This is a genomic window from Viridibacillus arenosi, from assembly GCF_001955655.1.
Taxonomy (GTDB): Bacteria; Bacillota; Bacilli; order Bacillales_A; family Planococcaceae; genus Viridibacillus; species Viridibacillus arenosi.
In genome coordinates, this window is record NZ_MSPW01000005.1 from 183,571 (window position 1) to 201,209 (window position 17,639).

Here is a 17,639-nt window from a genome sequence, read left to right on the forward strand (position 1 = left end):
GAGATGCGAATAACGAATGTCTAAAGAAAAACTCTGGACAAAGGATTTTATCATTGTTTCATTAATTAATTTTCTAATTACATTAATTTTTTTCATGTTGATGGTCACTATTGCATCATTTGCAAAATCAGAATTTAACGCCTCAACTAGCATGGCCGGTTTAGTATCTAGTATTTTCATTATCGGAACATTAATCGGTCGCCTAGTTACTGGTCGAATTATTGGCGACGTAGGAAGTAAAAAAACATTATTAATCGGACTAATTGCTTTTTCAGCTACTACAGCATTGTATTTCGGTGCATTTAATCTACCTCTTTTACTAGCAAACCGCTTTCTACACGGGCTTTCTGTTGGAATTGCAAGTACTGCAACGGGTACAATCATTGCCCAACTAATTCCACCTACACGACGTGGTGAGGGTATTGGTTATTACAGTATGAGCGCCATTATGGCAACTGCAGTAGGCCCATTTGTAGGTATTTTACTCACTCAAATCTTCACAGATTTCTATATGATTTTCTTAATCAATTTAGGATTATCTTTCATCTGCTTAGCTACTTTCTTATTAGTAAAAGTACCACAGCCAGCAGCAACTAAATCTTCACAAAACGAAAGAGCTTCTACTTCAGGATTTAAACTTTCAAACTTTATCGAAATGAAAGCTGTTCCTATCTCATTCGTAGCTCTAGTCATCGGCTTTAGTTATTCAGGAGTTATGTCATTCTTATCCTTTTATTCAGAGTCTATTAATCTAGTCACTGCAGGTAGTTACTTCTTCCTTATTTATGCAATTGTTATATTACTCTCAAGACCATTTACTGGACGCTTAATGGATACTAAAGGTGCCAACATAATCGTCTATCCAAGTCTAATCATCTTTGCAGTTGGAATGACATTATTCAGTCAAGCAAACTCAGGTATTATTCTGCTTTTAGCTGCCGCATTAATCGGTCTAGGCTATGGTAACTTTAATTCCATTGCCCAAGCACTTGCGATTAAAGTAACACCCAATCATCGATTAGGATTAGCAACATCCACTTATTTTATATTTTACGATTTTGGTCTAGGTGTAGGACCATATTTACTCGGCTTCCTAGTACCTGTATTTGGCTATCGTCATCTATTTCTTTCAATGGTAATAGTCATCTTAATTTCAATTGTTCTATATTATTTTCTACACGGTCGAAAAGATAAAGCTCTTTTACAAGCTTGATACAAAGAAAAGGTTTTGCCCCCACTACAACGTTTGGGCAAAACCTTTTTTCTTTAAATACTATTCTTGAAAATTTTAATATCTACTTTAAAATCATTATACAATCACTCAAATGTAAGTTGCCAAGAAACACCAAATTGATCAACAAGCCAACCAAACTTTTTGCTAAAGCCATAATTACCTATTGGCATTAACTCACTACCTCCATCAGATAACTTGCCGTACAAATAATCTATTTCCTTCTCTAAATCACAAGTAATATAAAGAGAAAATGCTGGAGTAAATGTAAAATTATGTTTTATATTACTATCGATACACAAAATCTCCTGACCTTTCAATGAAAATGCAGCTTTCATTACACTACCCTCAGTTCCAGTTTCATTAGCCCCATAACGGGTAATATGTAAAACTTTTGAATCTGGAATTAAAGAAACATAATAATTCATGGCTTCCTCAGCATTCCCTTGAAACATTAAAAACGGCGTCACTTTTGTCATTTTTACCACCCTTTCGCTACTGTTACTATCAGTTGAATAGTTATTACATTTACCAACTACTCTGTATCTTTCCTAGTCTCACTTTCTACAACATACTTCAATTTTGTTAACTTGTTATTCCAAAACTGCTCATAGAAGGCTAGCCATTGCTTCAATTCTGTCAATGGTTCTGGTTGTAGCATAAAGATTTTCTCTCTACCCACTTTTGTACCACGTACAAGCTCCGCATCTGCAAGTACATGAAGATGCTTTGCTATTGCTGTACGACTCATATCAAAATGCGTAGTAATTTCTGCAATGGACCGTTCCTTTGTAGCTAATAAATGTAATACTTCTCTACGTGTTGGATCAGCAATTGCTTGGAACACATCATACTTTTCTGCAGCTGCCATACTTAGCCTTCAACCACTTTTTTGAATTTGTGCTGAACGATACCAACCCAACCTTGTTCCATGGTATCTCGAATAATAGAGCTTGGCTGTTGTGCTTTCGTTACAATAGTATCTGCATACTTCCATCCACCGTGAATAAGCGTAAATTCGGTTTTCTCTCCTAATGCTTTTAAAATGAAAGTCACAACCCAGCCATCAATATCCCATTCAAAAGATAAGCGATTTGGTTCATTGATCTCGATTACTTTACAAGGTGAAGGGCCAAATGGAGATTGCACTTGGAATTCATATCCTTTTTCTAATTTAAAATTATTCGGCATAAACCAAGCTTCAATTCCTTCAGCTGTCGATACATAATCCCACACCTTCTGAATAGGGGCATTTACGAGCACTGTTTGTTTTATATCTTGTAATTTCTCTTGACTATTGTTTGTCATTAATATTCTCCTTTTCCGACTAAAATTATATAACCATTTGGTTTCGTATCATGATTATATAAAACCATTTGGTTTCATGTCAATAAAATAGATAACCTAATCTTGTGATTTCAATTATTTACCGAAGTACTATATGATTATTAGTCAAAGGGACTGTTATTAATTAGGGGGGCTAAATAGATGACCAACATTTTAATTGTGGATGATGATGTTAATATTCTAAATTTGGTAGAGGTACATTTACGAGATGCTGGATACCATGTATTTAAGGCAAATGATGGTATAGAAGCATTGCGCATTCTTAAAGGTACGCTCTGTGATTTAGCAGTTATTGATGTGATGATGCCATATATGGATGGCTATTCTTTAACAAAAGAAATACGTCAGCAGTACGATATTCCTGTTATCTTACTAACTGCAAAAAACCAAATTACCGATAAGGAAAAAGGCTATGATTCTGGCACTGATGATTATCTTGTAAAGCCATTTGAACCACAAGAATTACTATTTCGTATTAAAGCATTATTACGTCGTTATGATAAACAAGTTGATGATTCTGTCGTTCGTCTAGGTGATATCTCAATAAATAAAGCAAATTATGAAGTACAAATTGGCACTCGTACAATATTTTTGCCATTAAAGGAATTTGAATTAATGTATTTTTTAATGTCTCACCCTAAACAAGTATTTTCTAGAGAGCATTTAATTGAACAAGTTTGGGGATTAGACTTTGCAGGTGATGATCGTACGGTAGATGTTCATATTAAACGGCTGCGTGAGCGCTTTTCAGACTTAACAGATACCATTCATATTAAAACTGTACGGGGAATCGGTTACTTATTGGAGGACAAAAGTATATGAGATCCCTCTACTTTAAATTCATTATAGTGACGATTGGCATTATGCTCCTAAGTGGCGTGCTATCATTCTTTATATCCAATACGTATTATCAACAAAAGCTAAAACCATTTAACGATGCAAAGAATACACAAATTGCTTTAGACATTGCTGAATTTGCCGAAAAACACCCTACCACTGACTTGAAGGACTATCTCGAAACTCTGTCATACATCGGTTATCAACTGTACTTGGTTGATACATCTAGGGAAGGTACTTATTTTGGTGCAGAATTTCGTGTAAAGGAACTGCCAAATTCTACAATCGATCAAGTATTAAATAATGAGATTTACCACGGCCTTCTTCATTTCCCACAAGAAACATTTGTCACTGGTTTTTTTGCAAATGAGTTGAGAAATACGATTGGAGTTCCGTTAACACATGATAACAAACAATATGCACTCTTCCTTAGACCAGACATAAAGTTACTTTTCAATGAGATGCATATTTTATTTGGTTGGCTATTTGCATTAACAATAATACTAAGTATTTTAATGGTAATCATTAGTACAAAATATTTAGTAAAACCTATTACTAAATTAACAAAAGCGACGAACTCGTTGGCCGAAGGAAATTTTAACGTCGAGCTCGATATAAACCGTAGTGATGAATTAGGAAAGCTAGCAAATAGCTTCTCTCATATGGCAAACCAATTAGAACAATTTGATGATATTCGAAAAGAATTCATCTCAAATATTTCCCATGATATTCAGTCTCCACTTTCGAATATTAAAGGTTATACAAACTTATTAGGAAAAGATGATTTACCCTCTGAAGATAAAGAAAAATATATTGCAGTTATAAATGGGGAAATTGAAAGACTCTCTACTCTAACCAAGCAATTACTTCTCCTCTCATCTTTAGATCAGAATGAGGATATTATGAAGAAAAAATCATTCAATATAGCAGAGCAAATTAAAGAACTTGTCCGCCAATATCAATGGGCAATTGGAGAAAAGGGAATTATGCTCAGCTATTCTCTACCTGACTTCGAAATAGTAGGTGACCCTTTACTACTTAACACCGTATGGGACAACCTCTTAACGAATGCGATAAAGTACAATAAAGAAAATGGAAGCATTGATATAGCAATAGCCAAAAAAGATTCATCCATTATTGTCACTTTCCAAGATAAAGGGATAGGTTTATCTGAGAATGAAATTGATAGGATATTCGATCGGTTCTACCGTGTAGATACTTCAAGAACCCATTCTGTTGAAGGCTCTGGACTTGGTTTATCCATCGTTTCATCTATCGTTAAATTGCATAATGGGAAAATAGATGTTATAAGTGAAGAAAATGAAGGTACGATCTTTTCTGTGACATTACCCATTCAATAATATTGTCAGTTATTATCTTGTGGACTTCTCCATAAATAATAACTGGCTTTTTTTGTAATTTCTTATTCATCTTCCGTTCATATTCAAGATGTACATTATGGATGTAACCAAGAACAGGAGGATGAAGTAGATATGTTTTCTCTTTCATTAAAAGAAATTCGGTTTTTCAAACTTAGATATTTATTGATCGGTTTTATCATGTTTTTCGTTGCAGCGTTGGTGTTTATCATTAGTGGATTGGCAAACGGTTTGTCATCAGATAACGCATCTTCTATTCAGAACATGAATGCACATGCATTTTACTTAGACAAAGATGCAGACAATCGCCTCGATCGCTCTCGCTTTGATGAAAAAGTGTTATCGGATATAAAAGACAATAAAAATCTGCAAACAGTCGGTCTACAAATGCTTTCTTTAAAGGAAGTAAACTCAGATAAAAAAGTCGACGTAAGCATGATGGGGATTGACCCAAATAGCTTCCTAATGCCTAAAGTAACTGAAGGCTCAACTATTAAATCTTCTAAAGGACCAACAATTGTTGCCGATGACTCATTAAAAAAACAAGGAATTGAAATCGGCGATAAGTTATACGAAGAAAACTCAGATATTACTTATACAGTAGTTGGTTTTACTGAGAAACAAACGTTCAGTCATACACCAGTAGCTTTTGTAAACAAAGAAAGCTGGGAAAACCTTTTTGCTTCAACACAAAAAGTATCTTATAACGCGATTGTTATAAAGGATGCTAATAAAGAATTACAAGAAGATGTTTCATCTACTATAAAAGATGGGGTTTGGGTAGAAAAAGGTGATGTTATTAAAGGCATACCTGGTTACGATGCTGAACAAAAATCATTATTCATGATGTTGGCATTTCTAATCGTAATAGCAGTATTCGTTTTAACAGCATTCTTCTATATTATGACGATTCAAAAAGTTAACCAATTTGGTGTTTTAAAAGCAATTGGTGCAAAAAACAATTTCCTCATTGGTTCTACAATTATCCAAGTAATTATCCTATCCATTGTAAGTATTGGTGCAGCAATCGGTTTTGCAGCAATCTTGCAAGCGATTATGCCAAAGGGTATTCCATTCGTCTTTGACTTTGGTTTAATTCTTATATACTCTGGTGTATTATTTATCGTATCGATTTTCGGTGCGCTACTTTCAAGTGCTAGCATTGTAAAAGCGGATCCGTTACAAGCTATGGGGAGGGCAGAATAATGACTAACATTCCATTAGAACTAAAAAATGTTCGTAAAGTATTTCAGGACGGTGAACAGGAAGTTGAGATTTTACACGACCTTAATTTCCAAGCAATTAAAGGTGAACTCATTGCTATACTCGGCCCATCAGGTTCAGGTAAAAGTACAGTTCTATCTATAGCAGGCGCACTTTTGAGCCCAGATGGCGGTGAAATGATTGTTAACGGTGAAAACATAGCAAACTATAATGACAAACAAAAAGCAGAAGTACGCTTACGTTCAATCGGCTATATATTCCAAGCTTCTAATCTAGTTCCTTATTTAAAAGTAAAAGATCAGCTTAAATTAGTAGCGGATCTTGCAGACTCTTGGAATAAGGAAGCACAACAAAGAGCAGATGAATTATTAGAATCAGTGGGTCTTGCTCACCGCGCAAATCACTTTGTACAGCATCTATCTGGTGGTGAAAAACAACGTGTGGCGATTGCACGTTCATTAATGAACAACCCTGATATTATTCTTGCCGATGAACCAACTGCTAGCCTTGATTCTGAGCGTAGTAGCGAAATCGTTGCACTCATCGCAAAAGAAGTAAAGGAAAAAAATAAAGCAGCTGTGATGGTAACACACGATGAAAGCATCTTATCTTATTGCGATAAAATTTATGAAATGAAAAATGGACAGTTAGCATTAAGAACAACTTAAATAAGGAGACACGGTTCATTACCGTGTCTCCTTTTCAATTGACTGTCATTCTACTTTTTTATAAATTTACTTTTTAATATATAAACTTCTTTATTAGCTGATAGCTCTTTGATCAATTTTTGGGGATTCTCGCTAAGTTCCTCATAATTGTGAGGTTCTGTTTCATTAGAATATCCATGAATCATATAACCTAAAATCATTTCAGACTCAATATTTTTCTCACCTGCAATTGTACTTTTCCATACCGTAAAAGTAGAATCTGATGACATTTTTGGAAGCTGTGTTCTTATACTACTTGAGTTACTCCCATTACCAGAGGTTACACTCAAACTTAATATATTGTCAGCATTGGATTCAGCTTTTTTAATTGTATTCATAATGATGGTACCACTACCTTTTACTTCATAGTTAAGGAGTAAAACTTCTAAATCTGCTAAATTCCCCTTTTCATATGCCTCAACCCATAATCTTAAATGATTGTACGATTTGTCTATTTGGTATTCATAAATGAGATATTGTTCCGTAGTTCTATCTAATATAGTTTCCTCTCTTTTAGTTAGTTTAGGATATATCATCATATTTTTTTTTGTAAACATAACTTGCTGTTCAATCGGTTTATCGATAACTTTTTCTGCAATACTACAAGCACAAAGTAATAAAACACAGCCTATTATTAATGCTGCTCCTCTTTTTAATGCGCTCATACATCCCCCATCCTTCTAAAAGATGCATATTTAGCATCTTAACCCCAAAATAGCGATTCAAATTTTATAAAAAATCTCAACTTCTATAATATTTTCTGCAGAATCATTTAGATTCTAATACTCTATATAAAAATTTCTCCTTTATTTTGAGCTTAACTGTAACAATCTATAGAGGCGTAAAAAATTGATACATTTTATAGTTTTCACTTCCTCTACTTTGTAAGTCCTATAATTATTATTCTACCTAAACAAAAAATACCCTTTAGATTTAGAAATCTAAAGGGCAAATATTATTCAGCTTTTATTTCATTCTCTGTTAACCATTTATGGTTTTCCACTGCTTTACCACCCGTAGTTGGTTTGTAGTTAACCATATATACTGTTGTTGGCTCCGCGGAGTCGATTTTGGCATTAGCACCATACATGCCTTCCATATGTGAAGCCATTACCTTAACTTCTTTACCAGGTTTGAGTAATTTATCACCCGCATCAACAAGTTCTTGTTGAATAACCCACTTATGGTTCTTCACTTTTTCCTCACCATTTGTAGGTGTATATGAAATAGCATATGCATTTGTATCAAAAGCTCCTACTATTATGGCTTCTGCACCCTTCATACCATCCATATGACTTGTTTCGATAATCACTTTACTTCCAACTTTATATTTTGGATTTTCTTCTTCTTTTAAATCAGCTGGTATTTCTGCTGATACAGAATGATCCATACTCATATCTTCATCATTTACCTTCGTATTTGTTTTTTCATTATTACCAGTACACGCAGCTAATGTTAATGCAAAAACTAGTAATAGTATTCCTATTATACTTTTTTTACTTTTCATTATTACTCTGCATCCTCCTAGTCGAAAATTAGTATTATATATTTTTCCCAACTAGTATGTACCATTCCCTATATAGCAAAATCCAAACTTTCTAACACAATTTATAAAAGCTTAAAATCATTGTCTAGTTCGAACTCCCTTAAGCTATCATAGTTAAATAATCCTTCCTATTTAACCTAATTTAAAATGTTTAGCGATTTGCATGTATACAACACCTTCTAATTTTGGCATACGCTTATTAATTTTCAATGCAAAATATAATGTTTTCATAAAATGGAGTGTACAAGTTCTCGCTTTAAAATATGATGGATCATATCCTATGCTATATAGATGATGATCTAACTTATCGAAAATTTGCTCAGTCCATTCAACGAGTACTTCTTCTGAAACACCCTTTTTCATCATTTCTTCTATCACTATCATTAAACGCTCTTCTTCATCATCTATATAAACTGCATTTTTCCATAGGCATGCTTTAATAGCTTGCAGTATTGGTGGTGCCATGCGTAGTTCAAAGGCTGGATGACGTACCGTTGCGGCAGCTAAGTCCGCACCATGCGCTATACTGTGTGCCCATCCCTTACCATCTATAAATCCCCGAACATCTCGCTCTTTTTGTAAATAATGACCGCTTTTTTCTAAATATGTAGTCAATGCCGCATTAGGTAAGAATCTCAACTCTGCATCTGTTGTTAAAAGACCTGTCAACAACAACGCTGAAAAAGAACGCGTTAATACTGTATCAGTCTGTTCATCACCGATTTGGGAAAATAAATATTTTTCCGATACAATTTCTTTATACAAATATTGCATTTGCTCATGTGAAAGTAACTGCTCCCCAAGCATCTCTATAAATGTTCTATAAATCAGTTGATCACGTAATTCTGCATCGACAGCACCTATTTCCTGCAGCATATTGAAAAGTAACTCGTCACCATTATTAGCAATCAAAGTTTTACGTTCTAATATAGACATCGATACCCAATCAATTAAAATCTGTTTTAAATCCATAACATCCTCCATTAATTACCTTCATTTGTCACTGTGTACATTATGCCATGAACATCGAAACAGCTGCATTAGAAATTAAAAAGCCACCTACCATTCGAACATTGATAGGTGACTTAGATATTCCTACGATTATCTCTTTATAATTCATATAACCATTTCTCAGCCATTTGTTTAAAATCATCTCTTCCCCAAGCAGCAATTGCTTCTATTTCTCCTAAAGTAGCTATCTGATATTGAAAGAAATCATCTGCTAAAAAGTACGCAAGGCGCGTGTGTTCGAATCGCTTTCCACCGTTAATAGAAAACCACTCGTAAAACAACTCTTTGAAGTTTAGTTGTTGATAATCTTCACGAAATGCGTTTTTAATGTCATTATAATCGTTCCGAGCAAACGATAACCACTCTGCTCCATCCACATCATAAGAAAAATACTGATGTGGCAATAGATTTGGTACAGCTCGGCGAGACAAATGCGTAGCGGCGCCTTCTTGGTTTAACCAAGTGATGGGGCTACCCCAATCGATAATTGTCCAATCGATTTTGTTCTTATCTGAAACAATATTGTGTGTAGCATGACCAAACTCGTGTGCCACAATATATTCTAGATGATTAATTTCCGGAGATAATTTCTCTAGCGCAAAACTGATGTCAGGAATAATTTCTCTATATGTATAAGCATTAGAACCATAACCACCAATCAATAAATTTACATCCAATGGGTACTCAACGTCATATTTTTCTTTATAGCTTAATTCAACTCTTTCAATAATTGAAACGATTGTTTCTCTAACTAATCTAATACGTTCGAAATCATGTTCATATTTACTAATCGATTGTAAAAGCCTTTCTTCTGTATCTTTGCAGTGATACAAAAAATACTCTTGAAATACTTTAGGATACTTGTCATAGTATCCTTTTAAAAAGCTAATCGTTGGCTTGTAATTTTCTAAAAAATATTCAGTCGTATCGATTATTTTCATCTACTAACCTCCTTCTAATAAATATGTTCTATCTTCATAAAATTCACACCATCAAATGACAACTTATAGATATCTGGCATTTGTAGCTCTTTCCAAAAAGCAAAATCATATTTTACATCAAAGTAATTCATGATCAACACCATCAAATTCCCATGTGTTCCAATCACAATATTACGATTTTGATAAGTATGTAAGACGTCCATCAAACCTTCTATACCTCTGGCTTGAGCTTTAAGATTGGATTCTCCATCATCAAATTCGAAATCTGGTTCTTGCCAAACTTTTGTTATTGCTGCAGTAAAGTCCTTTACTTCTCCATGAGCTAGCTTACGCTCTTGAAAAGTCTTATTTAGTTTAATTTCAGCTTTATTGTATTTTGCTAGAGGCTCAATTGTTTGAATCGCTCTTCTATATGGGCTAGATATGAATGTATCAATTCCCTCCAATTCAAGCTTTTCCAAAATACTCTTGGCATCTCTTAGCCCTTTTTCGGATAATGGTCGTGTTAATTCATCCGGTGTATACACTGAATGCGCATGCCTTACTAAGTAAACATTTGTTGTCATCTCAGCATCTTCCCTTGCTATTTTTGTTTACCGTCATTAATAAATTCCATATGCTTTTTATGCTGTAAGTAATAATCCATTCTGTCTTGTAATGTACCTGTATGAAATTCGAACTTATGACCATCTAAATCTGTAAAATAGATAGATTTCTTATCCCTTTGATCTCTTTGTCTACCAGATAGTATATTTACATTTAAATTTCTAAGTTTCTCATACATTTCATCGAAATCCGAATCTTTTATTGTGAATGCTATATGAGTATAAGACTGGTGTATTTCATTGCGTGATATATCTTCTTCTACGTTTAATGCTAGCCATATCCCACCGACATCAAAATATGCTGTAGAGCGCCCTTTTACTAATAACTTTGCATCAAATACATTTTGATAAAATTTAATTGATTTTTCTAAATTTAAAACTGAAAATAAGAGGTGATTTATACCTTGAATATTCATGAAAACCGCCCTTTTCCAATTCATTTTCATATATAAACATTAATTTATTTTCTCAACAATGTGCTCAATTATTTCAGTTAAATCTTTGTTCTCCGTATTAATATAATACGAAAAGTCATTGTTTTCGTATGCTGCTAAACATTTATCTGTCTGCTGAAAACACCAATCCCCCAAAACTTCTCCTCGCTCTAACAAACGTTTATGAATTGTCTCTTTAGTGGCTGTTAGGCAGAAATGATACACTTCATTATCTACTTGATATAAGCCATCCATGATTTCAGTGAAGTATTCAATGTTCCTAATAGTCATTGGGACAATCAATGTCTTCCCATACTGCTCATGAAGACATCTGGCTGTTTCCACAAATAACTTTCTCCATAAAATAAAATCCTGAAAATCTCCACTAGGAGCCTCTTTTTCTTTTATATCATTTGGTAACATATGTCTGAGCATAAATCCCACTACTTCCGGGTCAAAAATAATACTCTCTTCTAAATTCTCATGCAATAATTCAGTAACGCTTGTTTTCCCAACACCAAAGGCGCCGTTGATTAAAATAATCATAGTTTCTCCTTTTTATCTTTAGACTTTTTTATTTACAAATAAAATTAAAGCCCTGTAATTAAATACAGGACTTTAATTCATTTAAGCTATAAGGATAAGGATTTTCTTTGTATTATATATTCAATAAAACTTTAAAAAATCCTCTTTTATTTTTGCAAATGATATGGAACTGTGATGAGGACTACATTTCTCCGATACAGCAAAGAGGTGTGTATTAACAGACTCGACTGATTGTGGAGAATATTTTGCCAACCTTTCTTAGGCAAAAATTGCGGAATGATGACAGAGACTTGATAGTTTGATTTACTCGCTAATCTTTCAGCTTTGTCTATGAATTTCGTTAGTGGTTGCACAATACTACGATAAGGAGAGTACAGTGTCACCAACTTCACATCGGGTTGCCACTTCTTCCACTGTTCCTCAAACTTTCTCGTATCCTCTCTTTCAAATGCAATATATACCGCAATAATTTGATCAGCTGACAACGATTTGGCGTAATTTAATGAATTTCTTACAACTTTCGTAATGCCTGCGACAGGAACAATAATAACATTACCTTCGATTTGTGGAATTTCTTCATCAGCTATTAATCTGAGCTGTGGACCCACCGAATCGTAATGTTTTTTTATACGATGGAAAGCAAAGATAATGATTGGTAAGAAAATAAACACTGGCCATACTGCAGGCAATTTTGTCACGAAAAACACAATTGTTACAACAAATGATATCGTCGCTCCAACCGAGTTGATGATTAGTTTTGTTACCCAGCCTTGAGGTTTTTCTCTTATCCATTTCACAATCATTCCCGTTTGAGATAATGTGAAAGGTATAAAAACCCCAACAGCATATAAAGGAATTAAATTCTCAGTATTACCATTAAATACGATGATTAATAGAATTGCTGCCAAACTCAATAAAATAATTCCATTAGAGTACCCTAAACGATCTCCTCTTATTTGAAACATTCTAGGAATAAATTTATCTTTTGATAGATTCACAGCTAGTAATGGGAACGCAGAATACCCTGTATTTGCAGCGAGCACTAATATCAACGCTGTTGTTCCTTGAATGAAGTAATAAACCATATTACGCCCGAAGCTTGCTTCAGCGATTTGGGATACAACAGTTGATGTCGCACTCGGTGTAATACCGTAATAATAAGCTAGGAAAACAATGCCTGAAAATAAAATCGCTAGCAAACCGCCCATTGCCATTAAAGTTTTCGCCGCATTTACAGGTGCAGGTTCTTTAAAATTTGGAATAGCATTCGAAATGGCTTCGACACCAGTTAAAGCAGAACTACCTGAAGCAAAAGCTTTTAATAAAATAAACAAGCTAAGCCCTGCGACAGGGGTACCAATTGATGTATGCAAATTCGATGGAACATTACCTGTCACAACATTAAAGATTCCTACACCAATCAAGATAAATAACGCTAATACAAATAAGTACACTGGATATGCTAAAACAGAAGCGGATTCCGTCACGCCTCTTAAATTCAAAATCGTTAGTAAGATAACGAATACAATGGCAATCTCCACATTATAATCATGGAGACTTGGAAGCGCTGATGTTATAGCATCTGTTCCAGCAGATACACTAACAGCCACCGTCAATATATAATCGACTAATAATGAACCACCAGCAACAAGACCTGGATTAACCCCGAGATTTTCCCTCGATACAACATAAGCCCCTCCTCCATTAGGATAAGCATAAATAATTTGACGATATGACAGTATAAGTGCTGTTAAAAGAATGATGACGCCAAATGCAATGGGTATCGAATACCAAAGCGCTGTTGCTCCAACTGTCACTAAAACGATCAATATTTGCTCAGGACCATACGCTACAGAAGATAACGCATCTGATGAAAGGATCGCCAATGCTTTCGTTTTATTTAACCTTTGTTCACCCAATTCAGTCGATTTCAAAGGTCTACCTATCAACATTCTTTTCAATGAGGCTTTCATTTTTCTCACCCAATCTAGAGGATTTTTTACTTTTAGAGAATAAAAAAAGCCTACAGGTCATCAACAAATAGACCTGTAGACATTAGGATTCATGTCTAACAAGCTCCACCTTCCTTCTCATATAACGCTTACGAGGTTAGCTGTCGGATTCGGGCCTTGAGTAGCCCTACCTTCTTTAAAGGATTCACCCCTAGGATTACATTGCAATCCATATAAACGGGTCCCCCGTGTATTTCACTTCAGCGATTTAGAAATTTGAAACTGATGTAATATTACTCCCAAGTTTTAAAAAAGTAAATAAATATTTTTTTACAAATAAAAAGTGACTTTTCTCAATGAGAAGTCACTTTAAACTGAAGACCTACTATTCTAATTTACTCGTCTATTTTGGAGCGTTTTTTAAATACTTATAAGAAAATTTTTCGTTCTCTACTGAAGAATAGACATTCCTCTAACTTTTCTATTAATCCATACTAAACAAGTTCATCTCCAGGAACGCCAATATTAGATTTTCTCATTAGATATGTAATACATAGCGTCAATGCTATACTCACACAAAGTAAGATTACTTTAGCATCGACGTAATCAAATAACGCACCAAAAATTAATGCGCCAATAGGACCTGTACCAACCGATAACGTTTCGATAATACCAAATACTCGACCGCGGTACTCATCATCGATCGATCGTTGAAGCACTATACCAATCGGTGTATTCGCACAAACACCCATTGCAGAAAACACGATCATCAACACCATATAAAAAATGAAAGTGCTAATACCATTAAAATTCATAAATAAAGGAATTGTAATACTAGCAACGACGGCACACATCATAAACGCAGCACGCTTTACAAAATGCAACGGTGATTTCAAATCGCTACGAGTAGATAAATAAATAGAAACTACAAGCATACCAATCGCTCCCGCTCCTTGAATAATACCTACTTGAGTTGACGGTATACTTAACTTTTCAACTAAGATAAAGACGAGCCCCACACTGACGGCTGAAAAGAAAAAGTTCATCCATAGTGTTGTCATCAATAAAGTTTGCACAAGTGGCTTTGTACGTAAATACTGGAATCCTTCCTTCATGCTCGCTACCATCGATTCTTTTCTCTTCTTCATAGGTACTTCAAACAATGTAAAATCCATCGTAGCTTCTAAACATAGCGCGATGACATAGGCTATAAACATCGTCATTAGGAACACTTCCATTGAGACAAATCCAAATAACATGCCTCCAATAGACGGCCCACCAATTGCTCCGATAGAATGTGACACCTGATTAAAAGACACCGCCTTCTGTAAACGTTCCTTACCAACTAAATTCGGTATAGAACTTGAAAAAGCAATACCATTAAATGCTCCGAATGTAGAAAAAACCGCCGTAATTGTATATATGGCAGGTACTGATATTCCGTACATCAACGTATAAACAATCAAAATACCTACTGACAAACTAATACCAACCATACTTGTCACAACTACACGCTTCTTTGGAAAACGATCCGCCACATACCCCGCAACTGGTGCTGCTAGAGCACGTGGGAGTACATTAAATAGAATATTTGTTGCAAAGCTAAGTGCTGAACCCGTAACAGATAATATGTATAAACTCATTCCAAAGTTGAATACGCCAAAACCAAGTGACGTCAACATCTTACTCACTAGAAAGGTATACAAATTGCGCTGTGCCTTTCCCGACTGGCTATCTCTCAAATTACTCTACCCTCTAACATCCAATATTTTTCGGTTCCCGTAATAATTTATTTTACGGTTTGAATGTATTGAAGTCAAAGTACCCTCTATATTTATGAACAAGTAAAAATGATTTATCAAAAGTAAATAACTGACCTACTTTAGCCAGTCTATTCGAAAAACTATTCTCTTTCCATATCATTTCTACATGTCTTTGTGACATTTCTTATATAGATTATTCTGCAACAATTTCTTTTTGTGCTTTTTTAGTTAATTTTTCAAAAACTAAATTATATGAATGTACAATTAAATTTTCAAATATATCAACAGATAAATCCGACTCCAAATACAATGAATTCCAGTGTGTTTTGTTCATATAATACCCTGGAACAATGCTCTTGTAAGTCTCACGTAACTCTACAGCCCGATTAGGCTCACATTTTAAAGTTATGATAGGCTTTCTTTCAGCATCTCCACCTAACATTGCAAACATCTTTCCACCTACATGATAACGATCCGCTTGCCAATCCACTTGATAATCATGCGTTATACCTGGTAGTCTCTCACAAATTTCTTTTAATTTTTCTTTATCCATTGAAATTACTCCTTTTATAATATAGTCATTTCTGTAAAGAACCGATATAAAGTTTGACTATTTTTATCTCCTTAACCATTATAGATTCCCCCTATTTATCCATTACGATAAATTCTGTTGAGTCGTTACTAAATTCCATCAACTTAGTAAAACCGAGTTTTTCATATAGATGAATAGCTCTATGATTAAATTTAGCAACAGTTAAACGGATTGGTAAAGAATTTTCATTTTGAATATGATTAAGTATGAATGAAAAGAAGGTATAACCATACCCTTTACCTGTTAATCCAGGGTTCATTCCTATACCAATATCAACTCGTCCCTCTGAATAGGCGCCAAACATAGAACCACTTGGTACTTGCGCGGACTGTCCAGTACAAAAAAATCCGATTAATTCTCCATCACTGTCTAATACTGAATAATAAGGATTTTCTAGCATCTCATTTAATGAGTCTGTGTCTAAATCATTGTTGTAAAAATCATATGGTGCTTCATATCTCCAACTTAAAATCTCCTTTGCAAAATTTACATTCATTTTACCAACAAATAATTCTTGCATTGAATCACCTCTTCCATTTGCTATAAAACAATCTTATTTACCAGTTATTTTTAATCTACTTTCAATATTTGCTTTGCATTTCCAAAGTTATGACGAATTCTTAAGTCGATTAATTATAAAATTACCATTACAGAAATAAATTAATCTAAATAAACTGGTTCTTGTGGATTATTTAAACTTTTAAATACCCATTCAATTTGAGATTGTGTATTCCGAGCTTTTGATAAGGATGGTAATTCATCTTCTGAGAAAAACGCCACCGCATTGGTTTCAATACCCTTCATTGGTTCCCCGCCAATTATTTCACATCGAATAAACATTTTATAAACATGATAAAGAGATGGGGGATGTGGATGGCACTTCTTATCTAGTACGCCTAATAACTTAACTGCCTTTACATCAAACCCTGTTTCTTCTTTTACTTCTTTTACTGCGACTTCATTTGGCGTCAGCCCAATGTCAGCCCATCCCCCTGGTAGTGCCCAATAACCATCAGTATTTTCTCTAACCATTAATAATTTATTATCTTGAAAAATGACTGCTCTAATATCTACTTTCGGAGTGGCATAACCAGTTTCATTTGCAAATAGATCCTTTATTCTCTTCTTATCTATTCCTGTTTGATACGACAGCATTTCCACGCTAATTTCCCTTATTAACTCAAACCTTTCCAAGTCGTAGACATCCTTTGAATAAGTTAACCCCGCCTGCGCGATAGATTGAAGCTGTTTCGCCCATTCAAGCCATTTAGGTTCCATTTATCATCACCATCCACCCTAACTAATGTCATATAATTACATTCAATTATATAAAACACATGACAACTTGTATATTATTCAAGAAAAGATTACATTTGGAAAACGATTAAACAAAATGGATTCTCTACATTTATCACAAATAAAACGAAGATAACGGCAGCTTATTTTCTTCTATCCCCCCTAAATTTCCTGGGCATTCTATGTAAGCATCCAATTTTACTTTTACTATAGTGATATTAGAACTAA

20 protein-coding genes and 1 riboswitch are annotated in these 17,639 nt (G+C 34.4%); of the genes, 5 read left to right on the forward strand and 15 right to left on the reverse strand.

What is annotated here, in order from left to right:
• Positions 1–16 precede the first annotated feature (16 nt).
• Entirely contained in the window at positions 17–1,213 is a 1,197-nt protein-coding gene (locus tag BK137_RS11740) for an MFS transporter (RefSeq protein ID WP_038186415.1), read from the forward strand.
• 104 nt (positions 1,214–1,317) lie between these two features.
• On the opposite strand, the gene BK137_RS11745 is transcribed toward BK137_RS11740, so the two are convergent.
• Genes BK137_RS11745 through BK137_RS11755 form a run of 3 tightly spaced genes read right to left on the reverse strand, consistent with a single transcriptional unit; the run spans position 1,318 to position 2,539 of the window.
• Complete coding sequence (locus tag BK137_RS11745; RefSeq protein WP_038186417.1) at positions 1,318–1,710, reverse strand: VOC family protein; 393 nt, start codon at positions 1,708–1,710, stop codon at positions 1,318–1,320.
• Positions 1,711–1,766: 56 nt separating this feature from the next.
• The gene (locus tag BK137_RS11750) at positions 1,767–2,102 is read right to left on the reverse strand and encodes an ArsR/SmtB family transcription factor (protein ID WP_038186419.1); all 336 of its coding nucleotides are present in this window, start codon (positions 2,100–2,102) and stop codon (positions 1,767–1,769) included.
• A gap of 2 nt (positions 2,103–2,104) precedes the next feature.
• Positions 2,105–2,539: an SRPBCC family protein gene (locus tag BK137_RS11755; protein WP_038186422.1), complete on the reverse strand. Its 435-nt coding sequence runs from the start codon at positions 2,537–2,539 to the stop codon at positions 2,105–2,107.
• Between the two features lie 180 nt (positions 2,540–2,719).
• On the opposite strand from BK137_RS11755, the gene BK137_RS11760 reads away from it, so the two are divergent.
• From BK137_RS11760 to BK137_RS11775, 4 genes are all read left to right on the forward strand, one after another.
• A complete protein-coding gene (locus BK137_RS11760) occupies positions 2,720–3,400 on the forward strand; it encodes a response regulator transcription factor (RefSeq protein WP_038186424.1) in 681 nt (226 codons plus the stop codon).
• A complete protein-coding gene (locus tag BK137_RS11765) occupies positions 3,397–4,776 on the forward strand; it encodes a sensor histidine kinase (RefSeq protein WP_038186426.1) in 1,380 nt (459 codons plus the stop codon). Before BK137_RS11760 ends, BK137_RS11765 begins: the two co-directional genes overlap by 4 nt.
• A gap of 132 nt (positions 4,777–4,908) precedes the next feature.
• Positions 4,909–6,000, forward strand: coding sequence for an ABC transporter permease (locus BK137_RS11770; RefSeq protein WP_038186428.1), 1,092 nt, complete (start codon positions 4,909–4,911; stop codon positions 5,998–6,000).
• The gene (locus tag BK137_RS11775) at positions 6,000–6,686 is read left to right on the forward strand and encodes an ABC transporter ATP-binding protein (RefSeq protein WP_038186430.1); all 687 of its coding nucleotides are present in this window, start codon (positions 6,000–6,002) and stop codon (positions 6,684–6,686) included. The genes BK137_RS11770 and BK137_RS11775 overlap by 1 nt, the downstream gene beginning before the upstream one ends.
• Positions 6,687–6,736: 50 nt before the next feature.
• Here the strand turns inward: BK137_RS11775 and BK137_RS11780 are convergent, their stop codons facing one another.
• The 12 genes from BK137_RS11780 to BK137_RS11835 all read right to left on the reverse strand — a co-directional run bounded on the left by BK137_RS11780 (position 6,737) and on the right by BK137_RS11835 (position 17,393).
• Entirely contained in the window at positions 6,737–7,390 is a 654-nt protein-coding gene (locus BK137_RS11780) for a hypothetical protein (RefSeq protein WP_038186432.1), read from the reverse strand.
• A 290-nt stretch (positions 7,391–7,680) separates the two neighbouring features.
• Positions 7,681–8,232, reverse strand: a complete 552-nt coding sequence (locus tag BK137_RS11785; RefSeq protein ID WP_038186433.1) for a YdhK family protein — start codon at positions 8,230–8,232, stop codon at positions 7,681–7,683.
• Between the two features lie 171 nt (positions 8,233–8,403).
• Positions 8,404–9,243, reverse strand: coding sequence for a DUF2785 domain-containing protein (locus BK137_RS11790; RefSeq protein ID WP_038186435.1), 840 nt, complete (start codon positions 9,241–9,243; stop codon positions 8,404–8,406).
• Between the two features lie 137 nt (positions 9,244–9,380).
• The gene (locus tag BK137_RS11795) at positions 9,381–10,223 is read right to left on the reverse strand and encodes a hypothetical protein (RefSeq protein ID WP_038186438.1); all 843 of its coding nucleotides are present in this window, start codon (positions 10,221–10,223) and stop codon (positions 9,381–9,383) included.
• A gap of 14 nt (positions 10,224–10,237) precedes the next feature.
• The gene (locus BK137_RS11800; RefSeq protein WP_038186440.1) at positions 10,238–10,789 is read right to left on the reverse strand and encodes a histidine phosphatase family protein; all 552 of its coding nucleotides are present in this window, start codon (positions 10,787–10,789) and stop codon (positions 10,238–10,240) included.
• 17 nt (positions 10,790–10,806) lie between these two features.
• Complete coding sequence (fosM, locus tag BK137_RS11805) at positions 10,807–11,244, reverse strand: FosM family fosfomycin resistance protein (protein ID WP_038186442.1); 438 nt, start codon at positions 11,242–11,244, stop codon at positions 10,807–10,809.
• Positions 11,245–11,283: 39 nt separating this feature from the next.
• Positions 11,284–11,808 carry an AAA family ATPase gene (locus BK137_RS11810; RefSeq protein WP_038186443.1) on the reverse strand — a complete coding sequence of 175 codons (525 nt, stop codon included), beginning with the start codon at positions 11,806–11,808 and terminating at the stop codon, positions 11,284–11,286.
• A 146-nt stretch (positions 11,809–11,954) separates the two neighbouring features.
• Positions 11,955–13,781 (reverse strand): APC family permease, encoded by a 1,827-nt coding sequence (locus BK137_RS11815; RefSeq protein WP_038186446.1) that lies wholly within the window; start codon positions 13,779–13,781, stop codon positions 11,955–11,957.
• 109 nt (positions 13,782–13,890) lie between these two features.
• Positions 13,891–14,036, reverse strand: a riboswitch (cyclic di-AMP (ydaO/yuaA leader).
• A gap of 218 nt (positions 14,037–14,254) precedes the next feature.
• On the reverse strand, positions 14,255–15,502 hold the full coding sequence (locus tag BK137_RS11820) for an MFS transporter (protein WP_038186448.1): 1,248 nt from the start codon (positions 15,500–15,502) through the stop codon (positions 14,255–14,257).
• 214 nt (positions 15,503–15,716) lie between these two features.
• Entirely contained in the window at positions 15,717–16,076 is a 360-nt protein-coding gene (locus BK137_RS11825) for an MmcQ/YjbR family DNA-binding protein (RefSeq protein ID WP_038186450.1), read from the reverse strand.
• 91 nt (positions 16,077–16,167) lie between these two features.
• A complete protein-coding gene (locus BK137_RS11830) occupies positions 16,168–16,635 on the reverse strand; it encodes a GNAT family N-acetyltransferase (RefSeq protein ID WP_038186452.1) in 468 nt (155 codons plus the stop codon).
• Between the two features lie 140 nt (positions 16,636–16,775).
• Complete coding sequence (locus BK137_RS11835) at positions 16,776–17,393, reverse strand: NUDIX hydrolase (RefSeq protein WP_038186455.1); 618 nt, start codon at positions 17,391–17,393, stop codon at positions 16,776–16,778.
• Between the last annotated feature and the right edge of the window lie 246 nt (positions 17,394–17,639).

What these genes read in the sequence shown, in the direction of transcription:
- BK137_RS11740 (WP_038186415.1), top strand. Translation starts at nt 17, where the DNA reads ATGTCTAAAGAAAAACTCTGGACAAAGGATTTTATCATTGTTTCATTA.
- BK137_RS11745 (WP_038186417.1), bottom strand. Translation starts at nt 1,710, where the DNA reads ATGACAAAAGTGACGCCGTTTTTAATGTTTCAAGGGAATGCTGAGGAA.
- BK137_RS11750 (WP_038186419.1), bottom strand. Translation starts at nt 2,102, where the DNA reads ATGGCAGCTGCAGAAAAGTATGATGTGTTCCAAGCAATTGCTGATCCA.
- BK137_RS11755 (WP_038186422.1), bottom strand. Translation starts at nt 2,539, where the DNA reads ATGACAAACAATAGTCAAGAGAAATTACAAGATATAAAACAAACAGTG.
- BK137_RS11760 (WP_038186424.1), top strand. Translation starts at nt 2,720, where the DNA reads ATGACCAACATTTTAATTGTGGATGATGATGTTAATATTCTAAATTTG.
- BK137_RS11765 (WP_038186426.1), top strand. Translation starts at nt 3,397, where the DNA reads ATGAGATCCCTCTACTTTAAATTCATTATAGTGACGATTGGCATTATG.
- BK137_RS11770 (WP_038186428.1), top strand. Translation starts at nt 4,909, where the DNA reads ATGTTTTCTCTTTCATTAAAAGAAATTCGGTTTTTCAAACTTAGATAT.
- BK137_RS11775 (WP_038186430.1), top strand. Translation starts at nt 6,000, where the DNA reads ATGACTAACATTCCATTAGAACTAAAAAATGTTCGTAAAGTATTTCAG.
- BK137_RS11780 (WP_038186432.1), bottom strand. Translation starts at nt 7,390, where the DNA reads ATGAGCGCATTAAAAAGAGGAGCAGCATTAATAATAGGCTGTGTTTTA.
- BK137_RS11785 (WP_038186433.1), bottom strand. Translation starts at nt 8,232, where the DNA reads ATGAAAAGTAAAAAAAGTATAATAGGAATACTATTACTAGTTTTTGCA.
- BK137_RS11790 (WP_038186435.1), bottom strand. Translation starts at nt 9,243, where the DNA reads ATGGATTTAAAACAGATTTTAATTGATTGGGTATCGATGTCTATATTA.
- BK137_RS11795 (WP_038186438.1), bottom strand. Translation starts at nt 10,223, where the DNA reads ATGAAAATAATCGATACGACTGAATATTTTTTAGAAAATTACAAGCCA.
- BK137_RS11800 (WP_038186440.1), bottom strand. Translation starts at nt 10,789, where the DNA reads ATGACAACAAATGTTTACTTAGTAAGGCATGCGCATTCAGTGTATACA.
- fosM (WP_038186442.1), bottom strand. Translation starts at nt 11,244, where the DNA reads ATGAATATTCAAGGTATAAATCACCTCTTATTTTCAGTTTTAAATTTA.
- BK137_RS11810 (WP_038186443.1), bottom strand. Translation starts at nt 11,808, where the DNA reads ATGATTATTTTAATCAACGGCGCCTTTGGTGTTGGGAAAACAAGCGTT.
- BK137_RS11815 (WP_038186446.1), bottom strand. Translation starts at nt 13,781, where the DNA reads ATGAAAGCCTCATTGAAAAGAATGTTGATAGGTAGACCTTTGAAATCG.
- BK137_RS11825 (WP_038186450.1), bottom strand. Translation starts at nt 16,076, where the DNA reads ATGGATAAAGAAAAATTAAAAGAAATTTGTGAGAGACTACCAGGTATA.
- BK137_RS11830 (WP_038186452.1), bottom strand. Translation starts at nt 16,635, where the DNA reads ATGCAAGAATTATTTGTTGGTAAAATGAATGTAAATTTTGCAAAGGAG.
- BK137_RS11835 (WP_038186455.1), bottom strand. Translation starts at nt 17,393, where the DNA reads ATGGAACCTAAATGGCTTGAATGGGCGAAACAGCTTCAATCTATCGCG.